This window comes from Clostridiaceae bacterium HFYG-1003 (assembly GCA_024579835.1).
Lineage (GTDB): Bacteria > Bacillota > Clostridia > Clostridiales > Clostridiaceae > JG1575.
In genome coordinates, this window is sequence record CP102060.1 from 478,867 (window position 1) to 503,150 (window position 24,284).

Annotated in this window: 19 protein-coding genes; 18 read left to right on the forward strand and 1 reads right to left on the reverse strand. The window is 52.5% G+C overall.

All coding sequences use genetic code 11. The features are described from left to right. Positions 1-88: 88 nt before the first annotated feature. The 14 genes from NQU17_02185 to NQU17_02250 all read left to right on the forward strand — a co-directional run bounded on the left by NQU17_02185 (position 89) and on the right by NQU17_02250 (position 15,860). On the forward strand, positions 89-1,195 hold the full coding sequence (locus NQU17_02185; protein UUM12390.1) for a BMP family ABC transporter substrate-binding protein: 1,107 nt from the start codon (positions 89-91) through the stop codon (positions 1,193-1,195). A 125-nt stretch (positions 1,196-1,320) separates the two neighbouring features. Continuing rightward, positions 1,321-2,934, forward strand: a complete 1,614-nt coding sequence (locus NQU17_02190) for an ABC transporter ATP-binding protein (protein ID UUM12391.1) — start codon at positions 1,321-1,323, stop codon at positions 2,932-2,934. Continuing rightward, positions 2,918-4,006, forward strand: coding sequence for an ABC transporter permease (locus tag NQU17_02195; protein UUM12392.1), 1,089 nt, complete (start codon positions 2,918-2,920; stop codon positions 4,004-4,006). Before NQU17_02190 ends, NQU17_02195 begins: the two co-directional genes overlap by 17 nt. Further along, positions 3,996-4,940, forward strand: a complete 945-nt coding sequence (locus NQU17_02200) for an ABC transporter permease (GenBank protein ID UUM12393.1) — start codon at positions 3,996-3,998, stop codon at positions 4,938-4,940. The genes NQU17_02195 and NQU17_02200 overlap by 11 nt, the downstream gene beginning before the upstream one ends. Positions 4,941-5,244: 304 nt before the next feature. Beyond that, positions 5,245-6,651, forward strand: a complete 1,407-nt coding sequence (locus NQU17_02205) for a sodium:solute symporter family protein (protein ID UUM12394.1) — start codon at positions 5,245-5,247, stop codon at positions 6,649-6,651. Between the two features lie 229 nt (positions 6,652-6,880). Continuing rightward, positions 6,881-7,678: a hypothetical protein gene (locus tag NQU17_02210; protein ID UUM12395.1), complete on the forward strand. Its 798-nt coding sequence runs from the start codon at positions 6,881-6,883 to the stop codon at positions 7,676-7,678. Between the two features lie 132 nt (positions 7,679-7,810). Beyond that, positions 7,811-7,999, forward strand: coding sequence for a hypothetical protein (locus tag NQU17_02215; protein UUM12396.1), 189 nt, complete (start codon positions 7,811-7,813; stop codon positions 7,997-7,999). A gap of 84 nt (positions 8,000-8,083) precedes the next feature. Then, the gene (locus NQU17_02220) at positions 8,084-9,127 is read left to right on the forward strand and encodes a sugar-binding transcriptional regulator (GenBank protein ID UUM12397.1); all 1,044 of its coding nucleotides are present in this window, start codon (positions 8,084-8,086) and stop codon (positions 9,125-9,127) included. Positions 9,128-9,149: 22 nt separating this feature from the next. Beyond that, entirely contained in the window at positions 9,150-10,175 is a 1,026-nt protein-coding gene (gene gap / locus NQU17_02225; GenBank protein ID UUM12398.1) for a type I glyceraldehyde-3-phosphate dehydrogenase, read from the forward strand. Between the two features lie 109 nt (positions 10,176-10,284). Continuing rightward, entirely contained in the window at positions 10,285-11,487 is a 1,203-nt protein-coding gene (locus NQU17_02230) for a phosphoglycerate kinase (protein ID UUM12399.1), read from the forward strand. 1 nt (position 11,488) lies between these two features. Beyond that, the gene (tpiA, locus tag NQU17_02235; protein ID UUM12400.1) at positions 11,489-12,241 is read left to right on the forward strand and encodes a triose-phosphate isomerase; all 753 of its coding nucleotides are present in this window, start codon (positions 11,489-11,491) and stop codon (positions 12,239-12,241) included. 41 nt (positions 12,242-12,282) lie between these two features. Beyond that, positions 12,283-13,821: a 2,3-bisphosphoglycerate-independent phosphoglycerate mutase gene (gpmI, locus tag NQU17_02240; GenBank protein ID UUM12401.1), complete on the forward strand. Its 1,539-nt coding sequence runs from the start codon at positions 12,283-12,285 to the stop codon at positions 13,819-13,821. Between the two features lie 72 nt (positions 13,822-13,893). Further along, positions 13,894-15,189 carry a phosphopyruvate hydratase gene (gene eno / locus NQU17_02245; GenBank protein UUM12402.1) on the forward strand — a complete coding sequence of 432 codons (1,296 nt, stop codon included), beginning with the start codon at positions 13,894-13,896 and terminating at the stop codon, positions 15,187-15,189. Positions 15,190-15,335: 146 nt separating this feature from the next. Next, positions 15,336-15,860: a ferritin gene (locus tag NQU17_02250; protein UUM12403.1), complete on the forward strand. Its 525-nt coding sequence runs from the start codon at positions 15,336-15,338 to the stop codon at positions 15,858-15,860. A gap of 302 nt (positions 15,861-16,162) precedes the next feature. Here the strand turns inward: NQU17_02250 and NQU17_02255 are convergent, their stop codons facing one another. Continuing rightward, on the reverse strand, positions 16,163-17,125 hold the full coding sequence (locus NQU17_02255; protein ID UUM12404.1) for a DUF1002 domain-containing protein: 963 nt from the start codon (positions 17,123-17,125) through the stop codon (positions 16,163-16,165). A gap of 896 nt (positions 17,126-18,021) precedes the next feature. Between NQU17_02255 and tyrS the strand changes: the two genes are divergently transcribed. The 4 genes from tyrS (at position 18,022) to rnr (ending at position 23,923) form a co-directional block, all read left to right on the forward strand. Further along, complete coding sequence (gene tyrS / locus NQU17_02260; GenBank protein ID UUM12405.1) at positions 18,022-19,233, forward strand: tyrosine--tRNA ligase; 1,212 nt, start codon at positions 18,022-18,024, stop codon at positions 19,231-19,233. A gap of 443 nt (positions 19,234-19,676) precedes the next feature. Further along, complete coding sequence (gene secG, locus NQU17_02265; GenBank protein UUM12406.1) at positions 19,677-19,910, forward strand: preprotein translocase subunit SecG; 234 nt, start codon at positions 19,677-19,679, stop codon at positions 19,908-19,910. Positions 19,911-20,130: 220 nt separating this feature from the next. Then, positions 20,131-21,285: an enoyl-[acyl-carrier-protein] reductase FabV gene (gene fabV, locus NQU17_02270; GenBank protein ID UUM12407.1), complete on the forward strand. Its 1,155-nt coding sequence runs from the start codon at positions 20,131-20,133 to the stop codon at positions 21,283-21,285. Positions 21,286-21,595: 310 nt separating this feature from the next. After that, positions 21,596-23,923 carry a ribonuclease R gene (gene rnr / locus NQU17_02275; GenBank protein UUM12408.1) on the forward strand — a complete coding sequence of 776 codons (2,328 nt, stop codon included), beginning with the start codon at positions 21,596-21,598 and terminating at the stop codon, positions 23,921-23,923. Positions 23,924-24,284: the final 361 nt, after the last annotated feature.

A 24,284-nucleotide genomic window follows, 5' to 3' on the forward strand; every position in this document is an offset into this window, starting at 1 on the left:
TTTAAGTTTTGTTACGTTAATTTGTTTCGCTCTGTGCTATAATCAAGGTGAATGTTAAACCTATTTATATACAGGAGGGTAGAATTCAATGAACAAGAGAATCACCGCGGTCGTCGCATCCATGATGATGATGGCCACCATCGTGGCCGGATGCAAACCGACCACACCAACCACTACTCCGGCAGGAACACAGACTTCGACAACAACACCGGTCAGCAAGCCGGACGTTACCGGAAAATCAGTGGGAATGTCTACGGATGAAGGCGGAAAGGGCGACAAGTCCTTCAATGACGCCGGTATTGCCGGTCTGGATAAGATCAAGAGTGAATTCGGATTAAACTATGATCTGATCGAAACCAAGGATCCGAGCCAGATTCAGCAGAACCTGGAAACCATCGTATCCAAGGATGAAATGGCCGTTACCGTCGGATTCAAAATGATGGATGCCGTTAAGCTGGTTGCGACCGCCAATCCGGAAAAGAAATTCCTTCTGGTTGATGGAGTGGTCGATCTGCCCAACGTCAAGAACGTTCTTTTCAAGGAACATGAAGGTTCCTTCCTCCTGGGCGTCATCGCCGGAATGATGACCAAGACCAACAAAATTGGCTTTATCGGCGGTATGGAAGGCGAAGTCATCGGACGGTTTGAGTCCGGATTTGCAGCCGGTGTCATGAGCGTGAATCCCGAAGCCGGAAAGCTTCTCGTTCCCCAGGGCAACGCAAAGCACGGTGAATTTGTCAGCTACGCCGGAAACTTCTCGGATGCAGGCAAGGGCAAAGAAATTGCCAAGGAAATGTATGGCCGCGGCGCTGACGTCATATACCACGCAGCCGGCGGAGTCGGCATCGGACTGTTCGACGCAGCTCAGGAAGTCAAGAAATACGCCATGGGCGTTGACTCTGACCAGGCTCTCCTGCTCCCGGACAAAGCAGATGTCATCCTCGTTTCCATGATGAAGCGGGTAGACGTTGCTGTGTACAACGCAGTAAAATCCTACATTGACGGTACGTTCAAGAACGGCGTGGAAAACCTGGGACTCAAGGAAGACGCAGTTGGATTGTCTGATACAATCCATCCCGATCTGAAAGCCAAGCCAGAAGTCCTGACTAAGGTTGATGAATTTAAGCAAAAGATCGTCGGCGGATCCCTGGTGGTTCCGGCAACATTGGAAGAACTTAAGACCTTCAAGCCCTAACAAGACTTGATCCAATCGAATTAGATTTGATGGAACGTCGGATGGATTAACCATCCGACGTTCATTTACGTTATAATTAAGTTAAGAACCAATTGAAACGGAATAATATTCCAAGGGGTGCGATAATGGAAAAAGTAATTGAAATGAAGGGAATCACCAAAGTTTTTCCGGGTGTCGTAGCCAATGACAAAGTGGATTTTGATTTGAACAAAGGAGAGATCCATGTTCTTCTGGGAGAAAATGGCGCTGGAAAGACGACGCTGATGAATGTCCTGTACGGACTCTATCAGCAGGAAGAAGGCAAGATTTTTGTCAATGGCAAGGAGCAGAAGATCACCAATCCGTCCAAGGCGATCGAGCTGGGCATCGGCATGATCCATCAGCATTTCATGCTGGTCGATATCTTCACGGTGACTGAGAACATCATTTTGGGCAATGAACCGATGAACGGTCTTCAGGTTGATCTGGACAAAGCCCGGGAAGATGTGAAGCAGCTGGCAGACCAGTATGGCTTCAATCTGGATCCCGATGCCCTGATCAAGGACATCACGGTCGGCCAGCAGCAGAAGGTTGAGATCCTGAAGGCGCTTTACCGGAAGACCGACATCCTGATTCTGGATGAACCCACGGCGGTTCTGACGCCGCAGGAAATCGACGAACTGGAGATCATCCTGCGCAACCTGACGCGGGAAGGCAAGTCGGTTATACTCATTACCCATAAACTCAAGGAAATCATGAAGATGAGCGACCGGGTAACCATTCTCCGGCTGGGCAAGGTCGTGGGGCAGGTACTCACGAAAGATACGACCATTCCGGAGCTGGCTGAACTGATGGTGGGCCGTCAGGTCAAGCTGTCCGTGGACAAGGACCCTCATGAAGCCGGGGACGAGGTACTGGTGGTATCGAACCTGAACTACAAGGATGAGCGCGGGGTGGCTAAGATCAAGGATCTGTCCTTCTCCGTGCGTCGCGGCGAGATTCTCGGCATTGCCGGCGTTGACGGCAACGGCCAGCAGGAACTGGTGGAGATTCTCACCGGCCTGATCAAAGCCGACTCCGGCAGCGTTCGGCTGAACGGTCAGGAAATCCTCGGATTCAACGCGGACCAGGTCATCCGGGCAGGCATGTCGAACATTCCGCAGGACCGGCACAAACGAGGCCTGGTGCTGCAGCTTCCACTGTATGAGAATGCCATTCTCGGACAGCATCGCGAGAAAAAGTTCAACAAGGGCATCTCGCTGGATTATTCAGCCATTAAGGAATACACTCGGGGCCTGATCAAGGATTTCGACATCCGGACCCCTAATGAATCGGTTCCCGCCCGAAGCCTTTCCGGCGGAAATCAGCAAAAGCTCATCGCAGCCCGCGAAATCTCAAAGGATCCGACGGTGCTGATTGCGTCCCAGCCCACCCGGGGGTTGGACGTCGGAGCCATTGAGTACATCCATAAGCGCCTGATCCGGGAGCGGGACGCTGACAAGGCGGTCATCCTGGTTTCTCTGGAACTGGATGAAGTCATGGATCTGTCCGATCGCATCAGTGTGATCTATGGCGGTCATATCAGCACCACCATCGACCGGGCCGACGCGACGGAAAACAAGCTGGGTATCCTGATGGCCGGAGGTACGCTGGAAGCTGCCTCAGCCGCCGCAGGGCCCGCCCAGTCATCCGTCTCAGAAGTCATGGCGCAAGCCATTCAACCGGAACCGAAGGAGGTCAGCCATGGAACAGAAAAATAAGGCTCGCTCGCTGGAGCAATTCCTGCCGCTGATTACTCCGGTGGCTTCGCTGGCCCTGGCTCTGGTCATCTCCCTGTTTGTGGTGTACTACACCATTCCGGACATTTCACTGGGCGATTCCGCCAAGTTGTTCTTCTCTTCGCTGCTGGAAGCGAACTTTAAGAATACGAAGGCCGTCTCTGACTTCCTGGTCAATACCACTCCGCTGATCTTCACCGGACTGGCTCATACGCTGGCCTTCCGTTCCGGACTGTTCAACATCGGTGTTGAGGGTCAGTTCACGGTGGCAGCCATCACCGCAGCCGCTCTGGGGCTCATCCCGGGGCTGCCGATGATCGTCCATATCCCGCTGGTCATCGCCGGAGCCATTCTGGCCGGTGCCCTCTGGGCATTCATTCCCGGCTTCTTCAAGGCGACCCGCGGGACCAATGAAGTCGTCAACACCATCATGATGAACTACATCGCCATGCATGTGTACAACTACATCGTCAAGAATCCACTGAAGGTTCCCAACACCGTAGCCACGGAAACCATTCAGTCCTCCGCTTTCCTCTATCGATTCCTGGGCGACCGGTATCGGGTCAATTTGGGCCTGTTCCTTGCCATTGCCTGCGCCTTTGGCGTCTGGTACTTTATGAGCTACACCAAGAACGGCTTTGAACTCCGGGCCACCGGCCTGAATATGTACGCAGCAGAATACGGCGGCATTAACCGCAAGCGCAACATCATCCTGGCAATGGTGCTCTCGGGCGCCCTGGCCGGCTTGGCCGGCGCGGTCCAGATCATGGGGCCGGAGCATTCAGCCAAGGAGCTGTCCATGTTCGCCGGATTCGGGCTCAACGGCATCGCCGTAGCGCTGCTGGCCAAGTCCCATCCGCTGGGCGTTTTGCTTTCAGCCATGCTGTTCGGAGCCCTGATCAATGCCGGACCCTACATGCAGCTGAACGGAATCTCCAAGGATATCGGCTATATTGTCCAGGCTCTGGTCATCCTGTTCGTAGCGGCAGACCACATCTGGAAAATCCTGCTGGATAAGAGAAAGAAAAAGGAGGCAGCGAAAAATGGAAAATAACTCATTGCCTTTCCTGGTAGCGTTTTTGGCTGCCACTCTGCGCATTGCCACCCCGCTGATCCTGACTTCCCTGGGCGGCGTACTCAATGAAAAATCAGGCGTCACCAACATCGGTTTGGAAGGTATCATGATCATGGGCGCATTCTTCGCCGTGGTAGGATCCCAGTATACCGGCAATGCCTACATTGGCCTGGCATCGGGAATTATCGCCGGAATTGTCACGTCGGGCATTCACGCCTTCCTGTCCATCAACCTCAAATCTGACCAGGTTATCTCCGGTACGGCCATCAACACGCTGGCCTCGGCCATCCCGTCTCTGCTGCTCTGGATCCTCTTTGGAATGCAGAGTCAGTCGGAAGGGGTAGCCCGAATCGGCTATTCTCCGGCGGTTCGCAGTTTTCTGGGCGGAATTCCCGGGATCGGACCCTTCCTGCTGGAACTGAACTATATGGTCTTCGTTGCTCTGATTCTGGTTGGCGTATTGACCTGGGTGATCAACAAGTCCCGCTGGGGTCTGCGGCTGCGCGCCGTGGGTGAATACCCCAGAGCGGCTGATACCCTGGGAATCAGCGTCTTCCGGACCCGCTACCAGGCAGTGCTCCTGTCGGGTGTGCTGGCAGCCATCGGCGGAGCCTCTCTGTCCATCGTCTCGGGCAATGTGTACCGGGATGGCATGATCAACGGCCGCGGCTTCATTGCCATGGCGGCCATGATCTTCGGCAACTGGACACCCTTGGGGGCTTTGGGCGCTTCACTCCTGTTCGGAGCGGCGGAAGCCCTGCAGATTCGGTCCCAGGCCTTCGGACTGCCCATCCCAACAGAGGCTTACTACATCCTGCCGTATCTTCTGACCATGATTGCGATCACACTGTTTGGCAAACGGTCGCATGCTCCGGCTTCTCTGGGGCAACCCTATGAGAAGGGGCAGCGCTGATCCAGGGTGTGGAATAATTCATTTCGAAAAGCTGCATCACTGATGCAGCTTTTCCTTTGGTACCAGAAGAAAATCTGAAAAACCGGCAGTATTTTACACCGCGAATCTCTTCATTATTTAGAATGATTACAATGTTATGCTTAATCTAACAATTGAATTATCGGAAAATTGAAAAAGTATAAATTTTTATTTAATCCCCAATGCTTTTTCAACAGTATGGCAAATATTCGGAGTCCACTGTGCGAACGTTTGCACATCGGGTACAATGTAAACATTAACATATTGTTAAAGGAGTTGAATTCATTTGAACGCACCAATCCTTATCGTCATTCTTTACATGGTGGGCATGCTGGCCGTTGGTTTCTACACCAACAAGTATGCCATCAAGAGCAGTACCGACTACATGCTGGCCGGTCGGCGCATGGGAGTCCTCATGGTGGCAGCCTCGCTGTCCGCCAACAACGTGGGCGGCGGCTCCACCTTGGGCGTCGCAACCAGAGCATTCGGCGTCTGGGGCTTATCCGCAGCCTGGTATGTCATCGCCGCTTCCGTCGCCATGATCCCCCTGGCCTGGTTTGCACCAAAAATCCGCAAAACCATGGCTGTGACCATCCCTGAAGTCGTCAATCGCCGCTTTGGCGATCTGGCAGGCAGCCTCACGGCCGTCCTGAATGTTCTGGCCTTATTCTTCCTGACTTCTTCCCAGATCCTGGCATCCGGAACCGTCGTCAACGCGCTGACGGGCATTCCTCTGAATGTCAGCATCCTGATTGCCGGTGTGGTCACCATCGCTTATACCACCATGGGCGGTATGATCGCGGATCAAATTACGGACTTAGTTCAATTCTTCATCATTCTCTTAGGTCTGGCCATTGCCCTGCCGTTCATCATCAACGGTGCCGGCGGCTGGGAAGTCATCTCCTCCAAACTGCCTCCGGTTCAGCTTGATTTCTTCAAGATCGGCTGGGTAACCATTCTTGGGCTGGTATTCAACTACTTCTGTACTTTCCTGTCCGGACCGGAAATGGTTTCCCGTTTCTCTTCCGCCAAGGATGAACGCGCCGCTCAGAAAGCATCCGTCCTGTCCGCAGTCCTTATGACCATGATGGCTTTCATCCCGACGATCATCGGTCTGGTCTCCCTGGCCATGGATCCGCAGCTGGACGGTGGAAAAGGAACCTCCGCCCTGATGTACGCGACCACTCACTTTGCACCGTCCTGGATCACTGGAATCGTTGCGGCAGCGATTGTTGCAGCCACCATGTCCAGTGCCGACTCCAACCTCCTCTGCGCTTCCACCATTATTATCCGGGATATCTACATGAAGTACTTTAACCCCAATGTGGAAGATAAGCGCATCATTTTCCTGACCCGCGCCAGCAACGTTGCAATCCTCGTCATCAGTATGGGTATTGCCATGTTCAAGGTCAACATCGTGACCATGAATCTCTTTGCCTTCGCCCTGCGCAGCGCCGGACCCTTCGCCGCCTATGCGTTTGGTCTGACGGTGCCCAAGGCCTCGAAACACTCCGGTCTGGTATCCATCATTGTCGGATCCATCGCCGTTGTGTACTGGCAGGTATACAATTCCACCCATCCGGTACTGCCGATTGTTTTCGGCTGCGCCATGGGTACCATCGCGTTCTTCGTCACAACGTTCCTTGAAAAGAACAATGTTGCTCCTTCTGCCTACGTAGAGGGCGAGAAATAGTTTCAGGAACTGGATCATCACAGGGCCGCCGACTCCAGCCGGAGTCGGCGGCTTTTCCGTTGACGCGGTCAGTTGGGCGAGCAAAAGGCTCTGAGATCGTGTCACCTTATTTCAAATCCGAAGCGGAAGATTGGTCTTTTGCCTGGCTTTGAGGCTATAATTAGAATAAGGTCTGCGGGCGAATCCCCCGCGACAGAACCGATGGACACAGTCCGCAGGGAGGGATGGCATGAAGATTTGTTTCGAGCGAAGGGCCTATGAAGGGGAAACGAGGGTGCTGACCTCATTTGCCAAAACGCGTGAGTTTTCCGATGAAACCACTATGGAAGAAGTGGTGGATCAGTATGTATATCAATACCTGTCAGTCCTGGAGCTGCCGGATCATCGCCAGGACTGGAATCTGATGGCAGTGCGCGACATGAGTTGTCAGGTTCTGGCACGGGTGCGCCAGGGCGCAGTCGAGGAGCTGGAAAGCGGTTCTATGACGGTCAGGGAGTACTTCGGCAATGGCGGTCCGGTGATGATTCTGGGAATGACGACAGCGACGGATCCGTGTCCGAAGGAAACTTCCGGCCAGCCGGGGCAGACCAACTGGAAAAACATCGAGATGCCGATCCGGATCGATACCAAGGAAATTCAGATCCTGGCCCTGTTTCTGGCCCTGATCTCCATTGTTGCCTTCGTTATTCTGGTTCTGCATTATCAGAGGACCAAAGTTCTATTGGCCGAGCCGCTGATCACTGTCCTGGTCGGGATGGTGGCCTGCTATTTTACTCTGCTGAAAGGGCGCCGCATTACCTTTAAGCATCATGTCGTGGTCTACCGCAACCGGTTCAACCGCTACGAGCGGTTCACCCCGGAGCAGTTTGATCATGTGGAGTGGTTTCAGCCGGGACGCGACATTAAGTTTGTGTTCCGCTATGAAGAAAAGCAGCGCAATTTTATTTCCACCCGACTCAAGCATGACCTGCGTCTCATTATTTGGGCCAAAAGTCAGGGGATCCCGATTTATTCATCTTACCCATAATACAGTGAATGCAGAAAATCCGATGATTTCAGTGAATCCAGATATTCAATGCAGCCAGAGATTCAGTGAATCCAGGATCAACCGACAGAATGAACAGCCAGAGCCTGAGGGCTCTTTTTTTGTTCCGTGCTGATGACCGGTTGGTTTGGTTTCAATCCAGGCGAGGGGGATCGCCCAGGCAAGATGATTTTTTGGCTTGGAATTGGCTCAGGATATCGTTTACTGCAATTAACAGAAACGCAAGAAAATGGATATTTCCTTCATAGTAAGTTAACATCAGGGGAAGAAAATCTTAATATTAAGGATTTACAATTAAAGTAATGCGGTTATAATTAAGGTGGGACGTAAATTAACAATCGGGACATAATATGTCCCAAAGGAGGCGGCGTGAACAGGATACTTCAATTGCAGCGAAAAATAATTCCTGAAGGCATCGAGCTTCTCGAACGGCGATTTACGCTTCTGCGCACCATCCAGTCGGAGCAGCCCATCGGGCGGCGCACACTGGCTCAACGCTCCGGACTGACTGAACGGGTGGTTCGGTCCGAGACCGATTATCTGAAAAGCCGGCAATTCATCGATTTTGTGCCTCGCGGCATGATCATGACGCTGTCTGGAACCGATCTGCTCGAAGAACTGACCGCAATCATGCATGACTTTCTGGGACTCGAGGAAATAGCCGAGGTCCTGCGCAAGTCCCTTCATTTTAAAAAGGTCTATGTCATCTCCGGGGATTCGGATGAACAGCCGGAGACGTTGGATGAAATGGGGCGGAAAAGCTCTGAGCTGCTGGCCCGGATGATGAAGCAATATTCCGTTGTAGCCCTGACCGGCGGCAATACCATCAAGAAAATGGTGGAACAGTTTCCCGCCAGCCGGAACTATCCGGATGTCACAGTGGTGCCAGCCCGGGGCGGCGTTGGACGTCATTACGACATTCAGGCCAATACGCTGGTCGGACAGCTGGCTGACAAAATCGGCGGAAACTACCGGCTCCTGAATCTCCCGGATATGATCAGCGAAGCTGCCCTGGAAACGATGCTGAAGGAAAAGGAAGTACTGGATACGATCCGGCTGATCCGCCAGGCTGACGTCGTCGTTGCGGGCATCGGCGATGCCATGACCATGGCTCGTCGGCGCAACCTGACCGAGGAAGAAACCAGAGAACTGCGACAAGCAGGAGCTCAGGGCGAGTTTTTCGGATCTTATTACAACCAGTCCGGCCAGATCGTCAAGCAGAATTTGGCGGTGGGGCTTTCCCTGGCGGATGTCCGCCAGTCCCGAGAAGTCATCGTACTGGCCGGCGGCTCAGCCAAAGCCCGGGCTATCCTCTCGGTGGACTTCAATGCCCTGGGAGCGACCCTGGTCACGGATGAGGGCGCGGCCCGAGAAATAATTGAACTGTCGAAAGACATGGCAATAAATCAAACAACAAAAGAAACACTCTAAACCATTCTGGGAGGGATAATTTATGGAACAAGTTAAAGTAGGCGTCAATGGATTCGGTCGAATCGGCAAGCTGGCCTTTTGGGCAGCGCTGGAAAATCCTGAAGTTCAGGTAGTTGCAGTCAATGACCCCTTTATGGATATTCCTTACATGAAGTACATGCTGACCCATGATTCCGTGCATGGCGGGTTCAAGGGCGAAGTCGAGGTCGATGAGGAGAACAGCTATCTCATCGTGAACGGGGAAAAGGTGAAAGTCTTCTTCGAAAAAGACCCTGCCGCCATCGACTGGGCATCAGCCGGGGCAGAATACATCCTGGAATGCACCGGGCTGTTCACCAAGTCCGAAGATGCCAGAAAGCATCTGGCCGGCGGAGCCAAGAAAGTCGTTATTTCCGCGCCATCCGCGGATGCGCCGATGTTCGTCATGGGCGTCAATCAGAACACCTACACCAGTGACATGGACATCATCTCCAACGCGTCCTGCACGACGAACTGCCTGGCCCCCATCGCCAAAGTCCTTAATGACAAGTTTGGCATGCTCGAAGGTCTGATGACGACGGTCCACTCCACGACGGCTACTCAGAAGACGGTGGACGGTCCTTCCAAAAAGGACTGGAGAGGCGGGCGGGCCGCTTCCACCAACATCATCCCGTCATCCACCGGTGCGGCCAAGGCCGTGGGCAAGGTCATTCCGGAACTCAACGGCAAGCTGACAGGAATGTCCTTCCGCGTTCCGACCATTGATGTTTCCGTGGTCGACCTGACCTGCCGACTGGAAAAGCCGGCTTCATACGAAGACATCAAGCTGGCCATGAAAGAGGCATCAGAGGGTGAACTCAAGGGCATCCTGGGGTATACTGAAGATGAAGTGGTATCCACCGATTTCATCCATGACAAGCGGACCTCCATTTTCGATGCCAAAGCCGGAATTTCTCTCAATGACCATTTCGTCAAGGTGATTTCCTGGTATGACAACGAATGGGGTTACTCCAACAAGCTGGTTGATCTGACCGCCCATGTTGCAAAAGTCGACGCTCAGACCAAATAGCTAAAACCGAAAAGGGTGGGTCCGGTCTATAGCTGATGTTATATGCCGGACTCTTTTCAGGGATTGATCGGTTCCCGCCATAACTTGAGTCCATGCAGGAGGAAAATGTATGAATTACAACAAGAAAACTGTGGAAGACATTGATGTCAAAGGCAAGCGGGTTCTGGTCCGCTGTGATTTCAACGTTCCGATGAAGGACGGACAGATCACGGACCAGTCCCGCCTGGAAGGCGCGCTGCCGACGCTGCGCTACCTGTCCGAGCATGGTGCCCGCGTCATTCTGACGTCGCACCTGGGCAAGGCCAAGGGTCCGGATCCGTCCCTGTCACTGGCTCCCGTTGCCAAGGCTCTGTCAGAGCTTTTGGGACGCGACGTGAAGTTTGCCCAGGATGATGTCGTGGTCGGTCCCAATGCCCGGGCAGCCGCTGCCGCCATGGCTGACGGCGACTTGATTCTTCTGGAAAATACCCGGTTCCGGCCCGAAGAGAGCAAGAACGGGGAAGACTTTGCGAGGGAACTGGCTTCTCTGGCGGATATCTATGTGAACGACGCCTTCGGCACGGCCCATCGCGCCCATGCTTCCACGGAAGGCGTGACAAAATTCCTTGATACTGCGGTTGCCGGCTACCTCATTGAAAAGGAGCTGAAGTTCCTGGGCGAGGCGGTAAACAATCCGGAACGTCCCTTCGTGGCGATTCTGGGCGGAGCCAAGGTTTCAGACAAAATCAACGTAATCAACAGCCTTCTGGAGAAGGTGGACACTCTGATCATTGGCGGCGGGATGGCCTACACCTTCCTGAAAGCTCAGGGCTACACCATCGGCAGCTCGCTGCTGGAGGCCGACCGGATGGATTATGCCCTGGAAATGGTGGAAAAAGCCAAAACCAAGGGCGTCAGCCTGCTTCTGCCGGTGGACCATGTTGTCGGGGCGAAATTTGCCGAAGATACCGAACCGGTCGTCACTCCGGATCAGAATATTCCCGAAGGCATGATGGGGCTGGACATCGGACCGAACACCCGGGAGCTTTTTGCCGATGCAGTCCGCACCGCCAAAACGGTCATCTGGAACGGACCCATGGGGGTGTTTGAATTCAAGAACTTTGCCCAGGGCACCATTGCGGTGGCGAAAGCCATGGCAGAGTCGGATGCCACCACGGTCATCGGCGGCGGCGATTCTGCCGCGGCAGCCAACCAGCTGGGCTTTGGCGATCGCATGACCCACATCTCCACGGGCGGCGGAGCTTCCCTGGAATTTCTGGAAGGCCAGGAACTGCCTGGTATTGCCGCATTAAACGATCGGGAGGAACTATAAGATGAGACGACCTGTCATTGCCGGAAACTGGAAAATGCATTACACGCTGCCGGAAGCTGTGAAAACGGCCAAGGAGCTGATTCCCCTGGTAGCAGACGCTGACTGCGAAGTGGTGCTGTGTGCGCCGTTTATCCATCTGCCGGAGCTGGTTTCAGCGACGGCGGGAACCAAAGTGAAGATTGGAGCCCAGAACATGCACTTTGAGGAGAAGGGCGCCTTCACCGGTGAAATCTCTCCCGGAATGCTGGAAGATCTGGGGGTAGATTTCGTCATCATCGGTCATTCGGAGCGCCGTCAGTACTTCGGTGAGACGGATGACACGGTCAACCGCAAACTCAAGGCGGCGTTCAACCATAAGCTGATCCCCATTATGTGCTGCGGCGAGACGCTGGAACAGCGCGAACAGGGCGAGACCGAGGAACATCTGGAACGTCAGGTCAAGGGTGGCCTGGCCAATCTGTCACCGGAGCAGGTTCAGGAAATGATCATTGCCTATGAACCAATTTGGGCCATCGGCACCGGAAAGACCGCCACCGCCCAGGATGCCAATGACACGATCCATCTGATCCGCAATACCGTGGAACAGCTCTATGGCGAAGAGGTGGCACAGGCCGTGCGCATTCAGTACGGCGGTTCCGTCAAGCCCGATACGATCCGGGAACAGATGGCGATGTCGGACATCGACGGCGCGCTGGTAGGCGGAGCTTCCCTGAAAGCTGCCGATTTTGCCGCCATCGTTCGCTACAACAAATAACCAAGGATAAACGGGCAAGGCCCGTAAAGGAAAGGAACCACATGAAAAAACCGGTTATGCTGCTAATTCTCGATGGCTTCGGGCTCAATGACAAAACGCTGGGCAATGCCGTGAGCGCAGCTTCGAAACCAAATTTTGACTATTACTGGAACCATTATCCCCATACCACGCTGAATGCTTCCGGGCTGGCGGTCGGCCTGCCGGAGGGCCAGATGGGAAATTCCGAAGTCGGCCACATGAACATCGGCGCCGGCCGGGTGGTCTATCAGGAACTGACCAGGATCTCCGAGATGATCAAGACCCAGGAGTTTTTCCGCAATCAGGCCCTGAACCACGCCTTTGACCAGGCGCTGGCCAGGGATGGCGCGGTTCATCTGCTGGGCCTGGTATCCGACGGAGGGGTACACTCCCATATTGATCACATCAAAGCGCTGATCCGGCTGGGCAAGGAGAAGGGGATCAAGAAGCTCTACCTCCATGCCTTCATGGACGGCCGGGATACGTCTCCGACCGCCGGGGCCAGCTATCTGAAAGAACTGCAGGATCTGATGGATCTGGAACAGACCGGTCAGATCGCGTCCGTCAGCGGGCGTTACTATGCCATGGACCGGGACAATCGCTGGGAACGGGTTGAACGGGCCTACACCGCCATGGTGCGCGGCACAGTCAATCAGACGCAGGATGCCATTGCCTATCTGGAAGCTTCCTACGAAAAGGACATCACCGATGAATTCATCGACCCGGTGACGGTAACGGCAGGCGGTGAGCCTGTGGGACTGATCACGAAGGGCGATTCGGTCATCTTCTTCAACTTCCGGCCGGACCGGGGACGGGAAATGACCAGAGCGCTCAATGACCGGGAATTCTCCGGGTTTACCCGGGACAACCTGGATCTGACCTATGTCACGCTGACCCAGTATGACCGCACGCTGGAAAACGTCGAGGTTGCCTACCTGCCGCAGGAACTGACCCATATGCTGGGCGAACTGGTGTCAGCGGCCGGCAAAAAGCAGCTGCGCATCGCCGAGACCGAAAAATACGCTCATGTCACATTCTTCTTCAACGGCGGCGTCGAACAGCCCATGGACGGGGAGGATCGGATTCTGATTCCTTCACCGAAAGTGGCGACTTATGATCTGAAACCGGAGATGAGTGCCCCCGAGGTGACTGACGCAGTCATTCGAGCCATGGCCGAGACGGCCTATGACATGATTGTGCTCAATTATGCCAACTGCGATATGGTGGGGCATACGGGCGTATTCGAAGCAGCCAGAACGGCGGTGGAATACCTTGACGGCGCGATGAAGCGGGTCATCGACAACGTTCTGGAGCAGGGCGGATCGGTCTTCGTCACGGCCGACCACGGCAATGCCGAGCAGCTCATCGATTATGAGACCGGCGAGGTGTTCACCTCCCATACCATCAATCCGGTGCCGCTGATCTATATTACCAATGAACCGGCCAGGGAACTGCGCAATGACGGCATTCTGTCCGATCTTGCCCCGACCATGCTGGAAGAAATGGACATGGTGGTCCCTTCGGAAATGACCAGCAAATCCTTATTTAAACGAAAGATCTGATTCGATCCCAACGACGAGCTCACGGCCCTTGGCCGGTTACTCAATACAACAACGAAAGCAAGAGGTATAACAATGAAACAGTATGTAGAAATCATTGACATTTTCGCAAGACAGGTGCTCGATTCCAGGGCTTTCCCAACCGTTGAGGTGGAAGTTACTCTGGAGGACGGAACCGTCGGCCGGGCCGCCGTTCCATCCGGTGCATCCACCGGACAGTTTGAAGCAGTGGAGCTGCGCGACGGCGATGCCGATTATTTCAATGGCAAGGGTGTGCTCAAGGCAGTGGACAACGTCAATGAAGTGATCGCTCCGGAACTGATCGGAATGAATGTTCTGGATCAGCCGCTCATTGACAAGGTCATGATCGAACTGGACGGTACCCAGAACAAGAGCAAGCTTGGCGCCAACGCGATCCTGGGTGTTTCTCTGGCCTGCGCCAAGGCTGCTGCCGGATTCCTTGGCCTGTCCCTGTATGAATACATTGGCGGAGTCAACGCCAAAGTACTGCCGGTTCCGATGATGAACATCATGAATGGCGGAGCTCATGCCGACAACAACATCGATTTCCAGGAATTCATGGTGATGCCGGTTGGAGCAGAATCCTTCGCCGAAGCCATGCAGATGGGAGCCCAGATCTACGTTGCTCTGAAGAAAGTCCTGAAGGAACGCAAGCTGGCGACAGGTGTCGGCGATGAAGGTGGCTTTGCTCCTGACCTGGCCAACAATGAGGAAGCAATCAAGGTCATTCTGGAAGCCATCGAGAAAGCCGGTTTCGAGCCGGGCACCGATGTTATGCTGGCCATGGATCCCGCCGTTTCCGAAATCTATGAAGACGGTCATTACCATCTGGCCGGAGAAGGCCGTAAGCTGACATCCGATGAAATGGTGGATTATTGGGAAGACATCGTCACCCGGTATCCGGTGATTTCACTGGAAGACGGGATGGCAGAAGAGGACTGGGATGGCTGGAAGAAGCTGACCGAACGGATCGGAAAGAAAGTTCAGCTGGTAGGCGACGACTTGTTCGTTACCAACGTGGAACGGCTGAAGAAGGGCATTGACCTGGGCGTAGCCAACTCCATCCTGATCAAGCTTAATCAGATCGGTTCCCTGACGGAAACTCTGGAAGCCATTCAGATGGCCAACCGGGCAGGCTACACCGCGGTCATTTCCCACCGGTCCGGTGAAACCGAGGATACCACCATCGCCGATCTGTCCGTAGCAGTCAATGCCGGTCAGATCAAGACCGGAGCTCCGGCACGGTCCGAGCGGGTTGCCAAATACAATCAGCTGCTTCGCATTGAGGAAGAACTGGAAGAAATCGCCGAGTACAAGGGCCTGGATTCCTTCTTCAACATCAAGCGCTAAGTCAGTGACAGAGCCGGCGGTTCGAAGCTGTTCAAATTTTAGTCATTATTTGGACATGGTTAGTTCGAAATTAGCCGGCTTTCCTGCCTTATAATGAGAGTAAGTCAATTTACTATTACAGCACGTAAAGGTTGGAGGGAAAACAAATGGCATTAAGTGAAAAACTGCTGGATATGTTTAACCAGCAGATCAAGCATGAGTATGACTCAAGAAATGTTTATTTTGGCATGGAATCCTATTTAAGAGAACAGAACTGGGACGGCTTCGCCAACTTCTTCCACATTCAGGCGGAAGAGGAAATGGCACACTGCCGGTTCTTCATGGAATACATCGCCTTTGTCGGACATAAGTGGGAAATGAGAGAGCTCAAGGCTCAGACCAACGAATATGAATCCGTTCTGGATGTATTCAAGAAAGGTCTGGAACATGAGAAATTCATCACCGCCTGCATTAAGGACCTGTATGATCAGGCCGTTCTGGACAAGGATTACCATGCTCAGAAATTCCTCTCCTGGTACATCGAGGAACAGGCTGAAGAAGAAGACAACTTCACCACCTGGGTAGCCAAGCTGGAACGGGCTCAAACCGGACCAGGCCTGACCCTCCTTGATGGAGAGGCGGGTGCTCGGATGTTTAATCCCCCGGCAAATCCCCCGGTAAAACCTCTGTAATTAAAACGAATCGCCCGTGATTCAGGCGACAAAAACAGATCGGGCTGCCCTCTTGGGCAGCCCGATCTGTTTTATCCAGTAGCAGTTCGAAATTCGGATCGACTGATCCCTATGCTTGATCCCAATGCTTGATCCCAATGCCTGATCCCAATGCCTGATCCCAATGCCTGATCCCAATGCCTGATCACCGAAACTGATCGTTGAATCGGATCGGATAAATCAGGGGCCAGCGGGACAAGTCAGGGATTTATAGAGAAGAGAACCGTTCAATTCATCCGGTGTTACTCAAGCAGATGGTGAGATCAGGCTGTCAGATTCTGAAAGAATGACGCAATGGCGGCGAACAGATCACTGAAGAACTGAACAATGCGGTCCAGCAGGCCGGAAGCCTGGGCTTCGCCGTAGAGTTCCTTGGCCCGTTCAACAATATTGCCGGAGAGGTCTTTCAGCTGCGTGATAACTTCCGCAGAATTGATGGCATCCGTTTTTGAGTACTTTTCAAAGAAGGCGACCAGGCGGTCGATCTGATCCTGAGACAGGACACCATTCAGATTGTTTTTGGCCAGGGCGTCATTGACGATCTTCTGAACATCTTCCCGGGTGATTTTTTTGTCATCGGGCAGATTATTGTAGAAAATATTAAGTTCGTTCTTGATGTTGATGATGACCTGATCAAAATTCTTGATGCTGAATTTGTCATTGTCGGTGTTTTCCTGGGTGATGTCATTGACTGTATCCAGTTCATCCTGGGCAACTACCATCCGGTCTTCATCCAGCAGCACGCCATTGGCTTCCATGGCTTTGTAGACCCCGGTCAGGGCGGAACTGCCGGTAACGGGACGGACCGCTGCTACATCAATGCGAATGTCCTTGATGCCGGCTGTGATGGCGGCATTGGCATACATGATCTCTGTGATTTCAGTGATGTTGTCCGGAGTTTTGATTTCAACCTTCACGCCTTCGCCATCCTTGAGCCGGGTGACCAGGGCAGACGATATCATGCCTTTGTCCGAGGCGGTTTTGCCGATATACCGCTGAATATCCTTCGAATCGATATTCATCTGCAGCAAGTCTTCTCCGGAAATGCCCAGATGATTGGCCGTTGTCAGGATTTCCTGAGAGTTCAGGCCCGCTCCGTAGACAAAAGTCGGCTTGGACCAGGGGGTCTCTGCCACATTAAGCTCCGCTTTGGCGGCGATGGGTGCTGCAGCAACACTGACAGCCAGAATAAGTCCGCTGATCATTCGAATAATTCCTTGCTTCATCTTTGGTCTCCCTTGTTTTCTCAAATTCTAACGCTTATTTTTCATGGAATATTGCAGTTTTTCGATGGGAAAGTTCAGGTTAATTATAACATCGTACACTCCCCAGTCTTTTCAAACTGGTTACATTATGGCATCGAGCCCTTAAAGTTAAGTTAAAATTTGACTTGGCATTTCTTGACGAAACGGCTGATTGTGCTATAAGATGGGAATATATATGAGCGGCTTTGATGAGAACGAGTACGCAGATAATCAGCAGGACAGAAAGCAACCGGATGATGAGAGGTGCACTGCAGAATCTGCCGAATACATCTCTGAGCCTCACACTGAACAGGTTCCTATTTTGGATCCTCAAGGCTGTGACGTGACCTGCATACGTTACAATGCTAGGGTATGAACGTACCCGAAAAGGCTTCCTGCCGTGAGGCAGGAGTGAATAAAAGGTGGTACCACGGAATATCCGTCCTTTTGCATGGAGCAAAAGGGCGTTTTTATTTTTTGCAGCTCATTGTGCCCAGGATCCTTGGGGTGTTCGGCTGATCAAAAACTGAACATTAGAAAATAAGGTGATCAAGAGGAAAGTGAACAAAGCAGTGAGGTCTGAGGTGAGTGATGAAGTGAGGTCTGAGGTGAGTGATGAAGTGAGGTCTGACGTGAGTGATGAAGTGAGGTCTGACGTGATGTTTGAATTGAGGTTTGAAGTGAATAATGAAGTGAATAACCAAATGAATAATAAAGTGAGTGAAACAGATAAGACTGAAAAAGGTAGCGAAATGGAAGATAGGGCAGAGGTGAGTCGGATGAATGAAATAATTGGAAAGACAGGGGTGAGTCAAGTGAGCGGATTGATTCAAGAGAGTGGAATTGGTGATTTGAATGGATTGAATGGATTGAATGGATTGAGTTTAACATCTGAGGACAGGGTAGCTGAGACGGAACGGATTTTAGGCCTGATCCGCAAAGGTACTGACCAGGTTGTGGGAGAGGATGATCTCAGAGAGAAGCTGCTGCAGGGCCGAACGCTGGTCGTCAAGCTTGGGCTGGATCCGACTGCTCCGGATATTCATCTGGGGCACACGGTTGTACTGCGTAAAATGAAGCTGCTGCAGGATCTGGGGCATCAGGTTGTCATCATCATCGGTGACTTCACCGGCAAGATCGGGGATCCCTCGGGAAAGAGCAAGACACGGGTTCAGCTGACCGATGAAGAGGTTCGCCGAAATGCCGCCACCTACTTTGAACAGGTCTTTCGGGTGCTGGATCGTGAAAAAACCCAGATCAAGTACAATAGTGAGTGGCTGGGCAAACTGAGTCTGAGTGATTCACTGGCGATGGCCGCCTGTGTCACCGTAGCCAGAATGCTGGAACGGGATGATTTTAAGAATCGGTTTGAGTCCGGAACGCCCATCGGCATCCATGAATTTATGTACCCGCTGCTCCAGGCAAGGGACAGCATAGCCTTGGAAGCTGACATCGAGGTAGGGGGGACCGATCAGACATTCAATCTGTTGATGGGCCGGACCCTGCAGAAATCCTTCGGTCAGTCGCCCCAGGCCGTGATCACGCTTCCGCTCCTGGCGGGAACTGACGGAGTTTTGAAAATGAGCAAAAGTCTGGGCAATTACATCGGAATCAGTGAACCGGCACGAGTCATGTTTCAAAAGGTCATGTCCATCCCGGATCATCTCATCATCAGGTATTTTGAATTGGTGACGGATGAAACGCCTGAGGCGATTGCAGCCGTGCAGACTCGACTGGACGCCGGTGCGAACCCCAGAGATGAGAAACTGAGGCTCGCCCGGACGATTACCCGACTATACTGGTCAGAGAATGAAACGGCTGAAGCCGAACGCTTCTTCCGGGAGACGTTTTCTCTGGGCATTCTGCCGCAGGACGTGCCGCTGCTGAGCATTCAGTCTCTGGAAGAATCTGAAATACTGCAGGCGATCAAGCGGTCGACTGCAATCAGCACCAGTGAGCTGCGCCGAATGCTGGACCAGTCGGGGATTCAGGTGAACGGAGAAAAAGTTACCAGTCTGGGGTCGTGTGAATCCGGAGATATCCTGAAAGTCGGAAAAAAGAAGTTCTTTAAGCTGGACTTGCGAGCATAGGCTTTGGCGAAATGCCTTAAGTCAGACCAGATTGTCTGGACAACCTTCGAACAGGGAGGACAGCTCATCCTCCGGGCAGAATGAGGAAAATGATCATGGATAAAGGCGGGCTTATTGCAGCGCAGACAGGACTCGGTTCAGGTATCAAGCAATTCAGGCATGAAGACGCTGAAGGATGAAACGGCTAAGGAATGAAAGAGATGAGGCATAAAAGAGATCAGGCAGTGTGGACTGAAGGCACTGGTATGCAGTGGACCTGGGGGAGACCCACAGGCTCACCCGATCGGTGGTACCCTCCGCTATCTGCCTGGCAGGCCGCTGGGAGAGATGGAATGCCGATGGACCGCCTTGCACAAATTTCTACAAAGTGGCGTTTCGTTGTCAAGTGATTTGTGGTATGATAAAATAAGTTGTTCGAAGTTCCAAATCAGGAGGTCAGATTCATGGCAACTTTTTTAGTCGTAATGGAATTTATCCTTGCGATTGCGCTCATTGCTTTCGTGTTGCTCCAGCCGTCCAAGCAGGATGGATTGAGAGGCTTCATCGGCGGCGGCGCTCAGGATACGTTCTTCTCCAGAAATAAAGGAAGAACCAGTGAAGTCATGTATGCCAGAGCGACCGTCATTATTGCGGTGCTGTTAGCAATTAACACGATCTTCATGCATTATTTTGTGTAAGAATGATTGAATCCGGGGTGCCGGATTTTTTCATTTTTTGGGAACTGAGGGGGACGAAAGATCCGGCAGAAATTGAAAGGGTCAACTTTTGATCTGGGGCATTCTATGATATGATGAAGTAGTTAGTTAGACAATCAAATAATTTGCATGTCAAAGTAAATAATCACTCCCAAAGGCGGTTCGATTCGCCCGGAGGCAAATCCAGAATGAGGGTAATTATATGATCATTAAACCAAAGTGCAAGAAATTCATCTGCATTAACAGCCATCCAGGCGGGTGCGCCATGAACGTGAAAGAAGAAATCGATCAGGCCAGACAGAGTCATCTGACGGATGGTCCGATGAATGTCCTGGTCATTGGGAGTTCCAATGGTTTCGGATTAAGTTCCCGGATTTGTGCCGCTTACTCCATGGGCGCCAATACCATGGGCGTGTTCAGCTCCAAGCCTCCTTCGGATCGGCGCGAGGCGACGTCCGGCTGGTACAACAGCTATGCGTTGGCAAAAGAACTGAAATCGCTGCCGACCCATCATGTTGATCTGAATGCGGATGCCTTTGATCCGCAGACGAAGGCTCAGGCCATCGACATTCTGCGCCGAGAATTTCCACAGGGGCTGGATTTGGTCATCTACAGCATTGCAGCTGCCCGGCGCAAGGTGGGTGACAATCTCTACAAGTCTTCCATCCGACCGGTTGGAGAGGCCGTCACCACACTGGACCTGGATCTGGAAAGCGGAGTTGTACGGGAAGTTCAGCTTCAACCGGCCAGCCCGGAGGAAGTCGAATCCACCCGTAAGGTCATGGGGGGAGAAGACTGGGCATTATGGATTGAAGCGCTCCATGAAGCCGGTGTTCTGAAGCCAGGATGCAAAAGCTTTGCGTATACCTACATCGGTTCCAGCCAGACTAAATCCATCTACAATGACGGAGCCATCGGTAAAGCCAAGGATCACCTGGCACAGACCGCCCAGGCCCTGAGCCAAAGCGGTCGGGTCAATGCCCAGGTCATATCTCAGCCGGCGGTGGTCACCCAGTCCAGTTCGGTCATCCCGTCAATTTCGCTGTATATGACAATTCTGATGGAGATATTCCACCAGGAAAAGTATGACAACTCCACTCAGGCACACATCAACCGCATGATGGAGACCTGTTTTCTCAATACGCGGCCAGGTCACCTGGTTCTCAACAATGAGTTCGAGCTGAGCGAGGCCATTCAGCAACAGGTGGATAAAAAGTGGAACTCGATTGTTCCGGGAGAGATTCTTCCGGAGGACATCGGCAATCCGGAACGGTTCCGTCAGGCGTTCCTGAAGCTGTTCGGCTTCGGCCGGACCGACATTGATTACGATGCGGATGTCGAGCATTACCTCGTGTAAATACGATTTCTGCGTAAGGCGTCCGGCCGATTTGCTGTTCGGGATCAAGTTCCTTTGAGCCGGTCTTACGGCGTGTGGCAATCGCCAAGTCAATAGTCACTCAGAAAAAGCACTCAGGGTCAGCCTGCGGTGCTTTTTCTGAGTCGCCTGCTCCGGTCGCCGCCAACGGGAACTGGAAGATGCGTTTCGGGGGGATTTTAGCTTGAAAAAACAACATAAATGTAACCAACAATTGAAGTTTTCATGGCGAATGCGCAGGCAGTGACTGCCTTGCGTATAATGATATAAGAAGAAAGACGAGGTGCATGATATGGATGAAATGAAAATACTGGACATTCTAAAGGAACGACAGGGGAAAAAGTCCCCCACCATGGATGAGCTGGCGTCAGAATTAAACCTTGAGGGGAAAGAATTGACGGAGCTGATCCGAATCATTAATAACATGGAAATTACCGGCCAGGTTGTAAAAACCAAGAAAGGGCGGCTGACCCTTCCGGAAAACCTGGGCTTCTTCAGTGGCCGGATCCAGCTCCATGCCAAGGGCTTTGGCTTCCTGATCCAGGATAAGGTCGAGGGGGAAAAAGCCCGTCCGGACATCTTCCTGCCTCCGGACAAAACCAAAAATGCCATGAATGGTGATACCGTGCTGGTTAAGGTGGATCTGAAGGCCTATGAGTCCGGTGCCCGCGATGAAGGCGAAGTTGTCAGAATCATCGCCCGCAATACAACCACTGTGATCGGGGTGTATCAGGAGAGTGCCAATTATGGCTTCGTGGTGCCGGAGGATAAAAAAATCCGGGAGGACATCTTCATCCCGAAAGGTGAAAGCCTGAATGCCAAAAATAATGATGTCGTCGTCTGCGAGCTGACCAAATATCCCAGCGGCGATAAGAATGCCTCAGGGAAAGTCATCTCAGTGCTGGGCCGTAAGGGAGATCCCGGCGTCGATATGATGACCGTGCTGGCGAAATATAATCTTCCTCAGACCTTCCCCCAGCCGGTTCTGGACTATGTGGACCGCATTCCCAATGTCATCCCGCCCCAGGAACTGGAGCGAAGACGCGATCTGCGCGGTGAAACCATCGTCACCATCGACGGAGCCGATGCCAAAGATCTGGATGATGCCATCAGTGTGGTAAAGCTTGAGAACGGCAATTACAAGCTGGGGGTTCATATCGCGGATGTCACTCATTATGTCAAAGAAAAAAGTGTATTGGATGAAGAGGCCTTAAAGCGGGCGACGTCGGTCTACCTGATTGACCTGGTCATCCCCATGCTGCCCCAGAAGCTGTCCAATGACCTGTGTTCCCTGAATCCCAATACAGACAAGCTGACGTTGTCCTGTGAAATGGAGATTGACAGCCATGGCACCGTGAAGCAGTCGGATGTGTTTGAGTCCGTCATTCGGACCACCGCCCGCATGACCTATAATGATGTCAATGCGATCCTGACGGACCATGACGAGGCTCTCACACAGAAGTATGAGCATCTGGTCCCGATGTTCCGGGAGATGGAAGCGCTCTATGAGATTCTGAACCGAAAGCGGATGCTGCGGGGAGCCATCGACTTTGACTTTACGGAAAGTTACATCGTACTGGACGAAAATGGCGAACCGGTGGATGTGCGTCCCTTTGTGCGCGGCGTTTCCAACCGGATCATCGAGGAGTTCATGCTGGCGGCCAATGAGTGCGTTGCAGAGACCTACCACTGGCAGAACCTGCCGTTTGTCTATCGGATTCATGAAGATCCGGATCCGGAAAAACTGCAGGTGTTCTCGGATATGGCAACGACCATGGGAGTCCCGATTCGATTCGGCGGGGACATTGAACCGATGGATCTGCAAAAGGTTCTGGCAAACGTCAAGGGCACGGATGCAGAACACGTGTTATCAAAACTTCTTCTGCGTAGCATGATGCAGGCAAAGTATTCACCGAATAATCTGGGCCACTTTGGTCTGGCTGCCAAATATTACAGTCACTTTACCTCGCCGATCCGCCGTTACCCCGATCTGCAAATTCACCGCATCATCAAAAAGCAGCTCAACGGCCAGCTGGCCGGACCCGAGCTGGAACGCTATCACGCGGTGGTAGCCAAAACTTCCCTTATTTCCAGCGAGATGGAGCGAGTGGCAGAAGAAGCGGAACGCGAAGTGGATGACATGAAGAAAGCTCAGTACATGCACGCCCGCCTGGGTCAGGTGTTCGAGGGGGTCATCTCCTCCGTCACCAGCTTCGGATTCTTTGTGGAGCTGCCCAACACCATTGAAGGACTGGTTCATATCAATACCCTGCCCATGGATGTCATGTACGATGACCGCCGGATGATTCTGACCTCCGATACCTATGGCACCATGAGCCTGGGTGATCGTGTCCGGGTACAGGTTGCCGCCGTTGATGTGGACAACCGGGAAATCAATTTCGAATTTCTGGGCCGGATCAGTGAGGACGGTGAGTTCACCAAGCGGAAAGATCATCTCGATCGGGATCCTCTGATTCTGGGCACCTTCCAAAAAAGCAAGAGCCGGCAGACTGAACCGAGAAAAGAGAGCAAACGCAAAGGCCCCGGCTTTTTCGAGAAGAAGCGGAAAGACAACAAAAAAGGGAACGGAAAGTCCGGTAGCAAGCGGAAACGAGGCTAATTCAGCCTGAACCCATCAATCGATTTAAACAGTTATCAGGGCCGCCACGTCATGTGGCGGCCCTGATTCAGTTCTGCCGGCAGCAGGTCTGATGGTTGACGCTGCCGGGCATTCCCGGTGATATTGAAGGGAACGAATCTTTGACCAGGTAGGGGGGAGTCAGGCAGTATCCATCAAAGAAAAATCAGTAATACAGTATAAAATGGAAGAATATACTGTTATAGAAACAAAGCTATTTTAAGGAAGATCGCTATGATACAACTGAATATTTCGATGAACGGAAAAATAAAATGATTATATCCATAATAAATAAAATGCCGAAGAGATTATAATCGGGAGATTAAATTGAATATTTTAATTG

Bases quoted from the DNA above. Each gene is read 5' to 3' on its own strand.
- NQU17_02185 (UUM12390.1), top strand. From the start codon at position 89: ATGAACAAGAGAATCACCGCGGTCGTCGCATCCATGATGATGATGGCC.
- NQU17_02190 (UUM12391.1), top strand. From the start codon at position 1,321: ATGGAAAAAGTAATTGAAATGAAGGGAATCACCAAAGTTTTTCCGGGT.
- NQU17_02195 (UUM12392.1), top strand. From the start codon at position 2,918: ATGGAACAGAAAAATAAGGCTCGCTCGCTGGAGCAATTCCTGCCGCTG.
- NQU17_02200 (UUM12393.1), top strand. From the start codon at position 3,996: ATGGAAAATAACTCATTGCCTTTCCTGGTAGCGTTTTTGGCTGCCACT.
- NQU17_02210 (UUM12395.1), top strand. From the start codon at position 6,881: ATGAAGATTTGTTTCGAGCGAAGGGCCTATGAAGGGGAAACGAGGGTG.
- NQU17_02215 (UUM12396.1), top strand. From the start codon at position 7,811: ATGACCGGTTGGTTTGGTTTCAATCCAGGCGAGGGGGATCGCCCAGGC.
- gap (UUM12398.1), top strand. From the start codon at position 9,150: ATGGAACAAGTTAAAGTAGGCGTCAATGGATTCGGTCGAATCGGCAAG.
- NQU17_02230 (UUM12399.1), top strand. From the start codon at position 10,285: ATGAATTACAACAAGAAAACTGTGGAAGACATTGATGTCAAAGGCAAG.
- tpiA (UUM12400.1), top strand. From the start codon at position 11,489: ATGAGACGACCTGTCATTGCCGGAAACTGGAAAATGCATTACACGCTG.
- gpmI (UUM12401.1), top strand. From the start codon at position 12,283: ATGAAAAAACCGGTTATGCTGCTAATTCTCGATGGCTTCGGGCTCAAT.
- eno (UUM12402.1), top strand. From the start codon at position 13,894: ATGAAACAGTATGTAGAAATCATTGACATTTTCGCAAGACAGGTGCTC.
- NQU17_02250 (UUM12403.1), top strand. From the start codon at position 15,336: ATGGCATTAAGTGAAAAACTGCTGGATATGTTTAACCAGCAGATCAAG.
- NQU17_02255 (UUM12404.1), bottom strand. From the start codon at position 17,125: ATGAAGCAAGGAATTATTCGAATGATCAGCGGACTTATTCTGGCTGTC.
- secG (UUM12406.1), top strand. From the start codon at position 19,677: ATGGCAACTTTTTTAGTCGTAATGGAATTTATCCTTGCGATTGCGCTC.
- fabV (UUM12407.1), top strand. From the start codon at position 20,131: ATGATCATTAAACCAAAGTGCAAGAAATTCATCTGCATTAACAGCCAT.
- rnr (UUM12408.1), top strand. From the start codon at position 21,596: ATGGATGAAATGAAAATACTGGACATTCTAAAGGAACGACAGGGGAAA.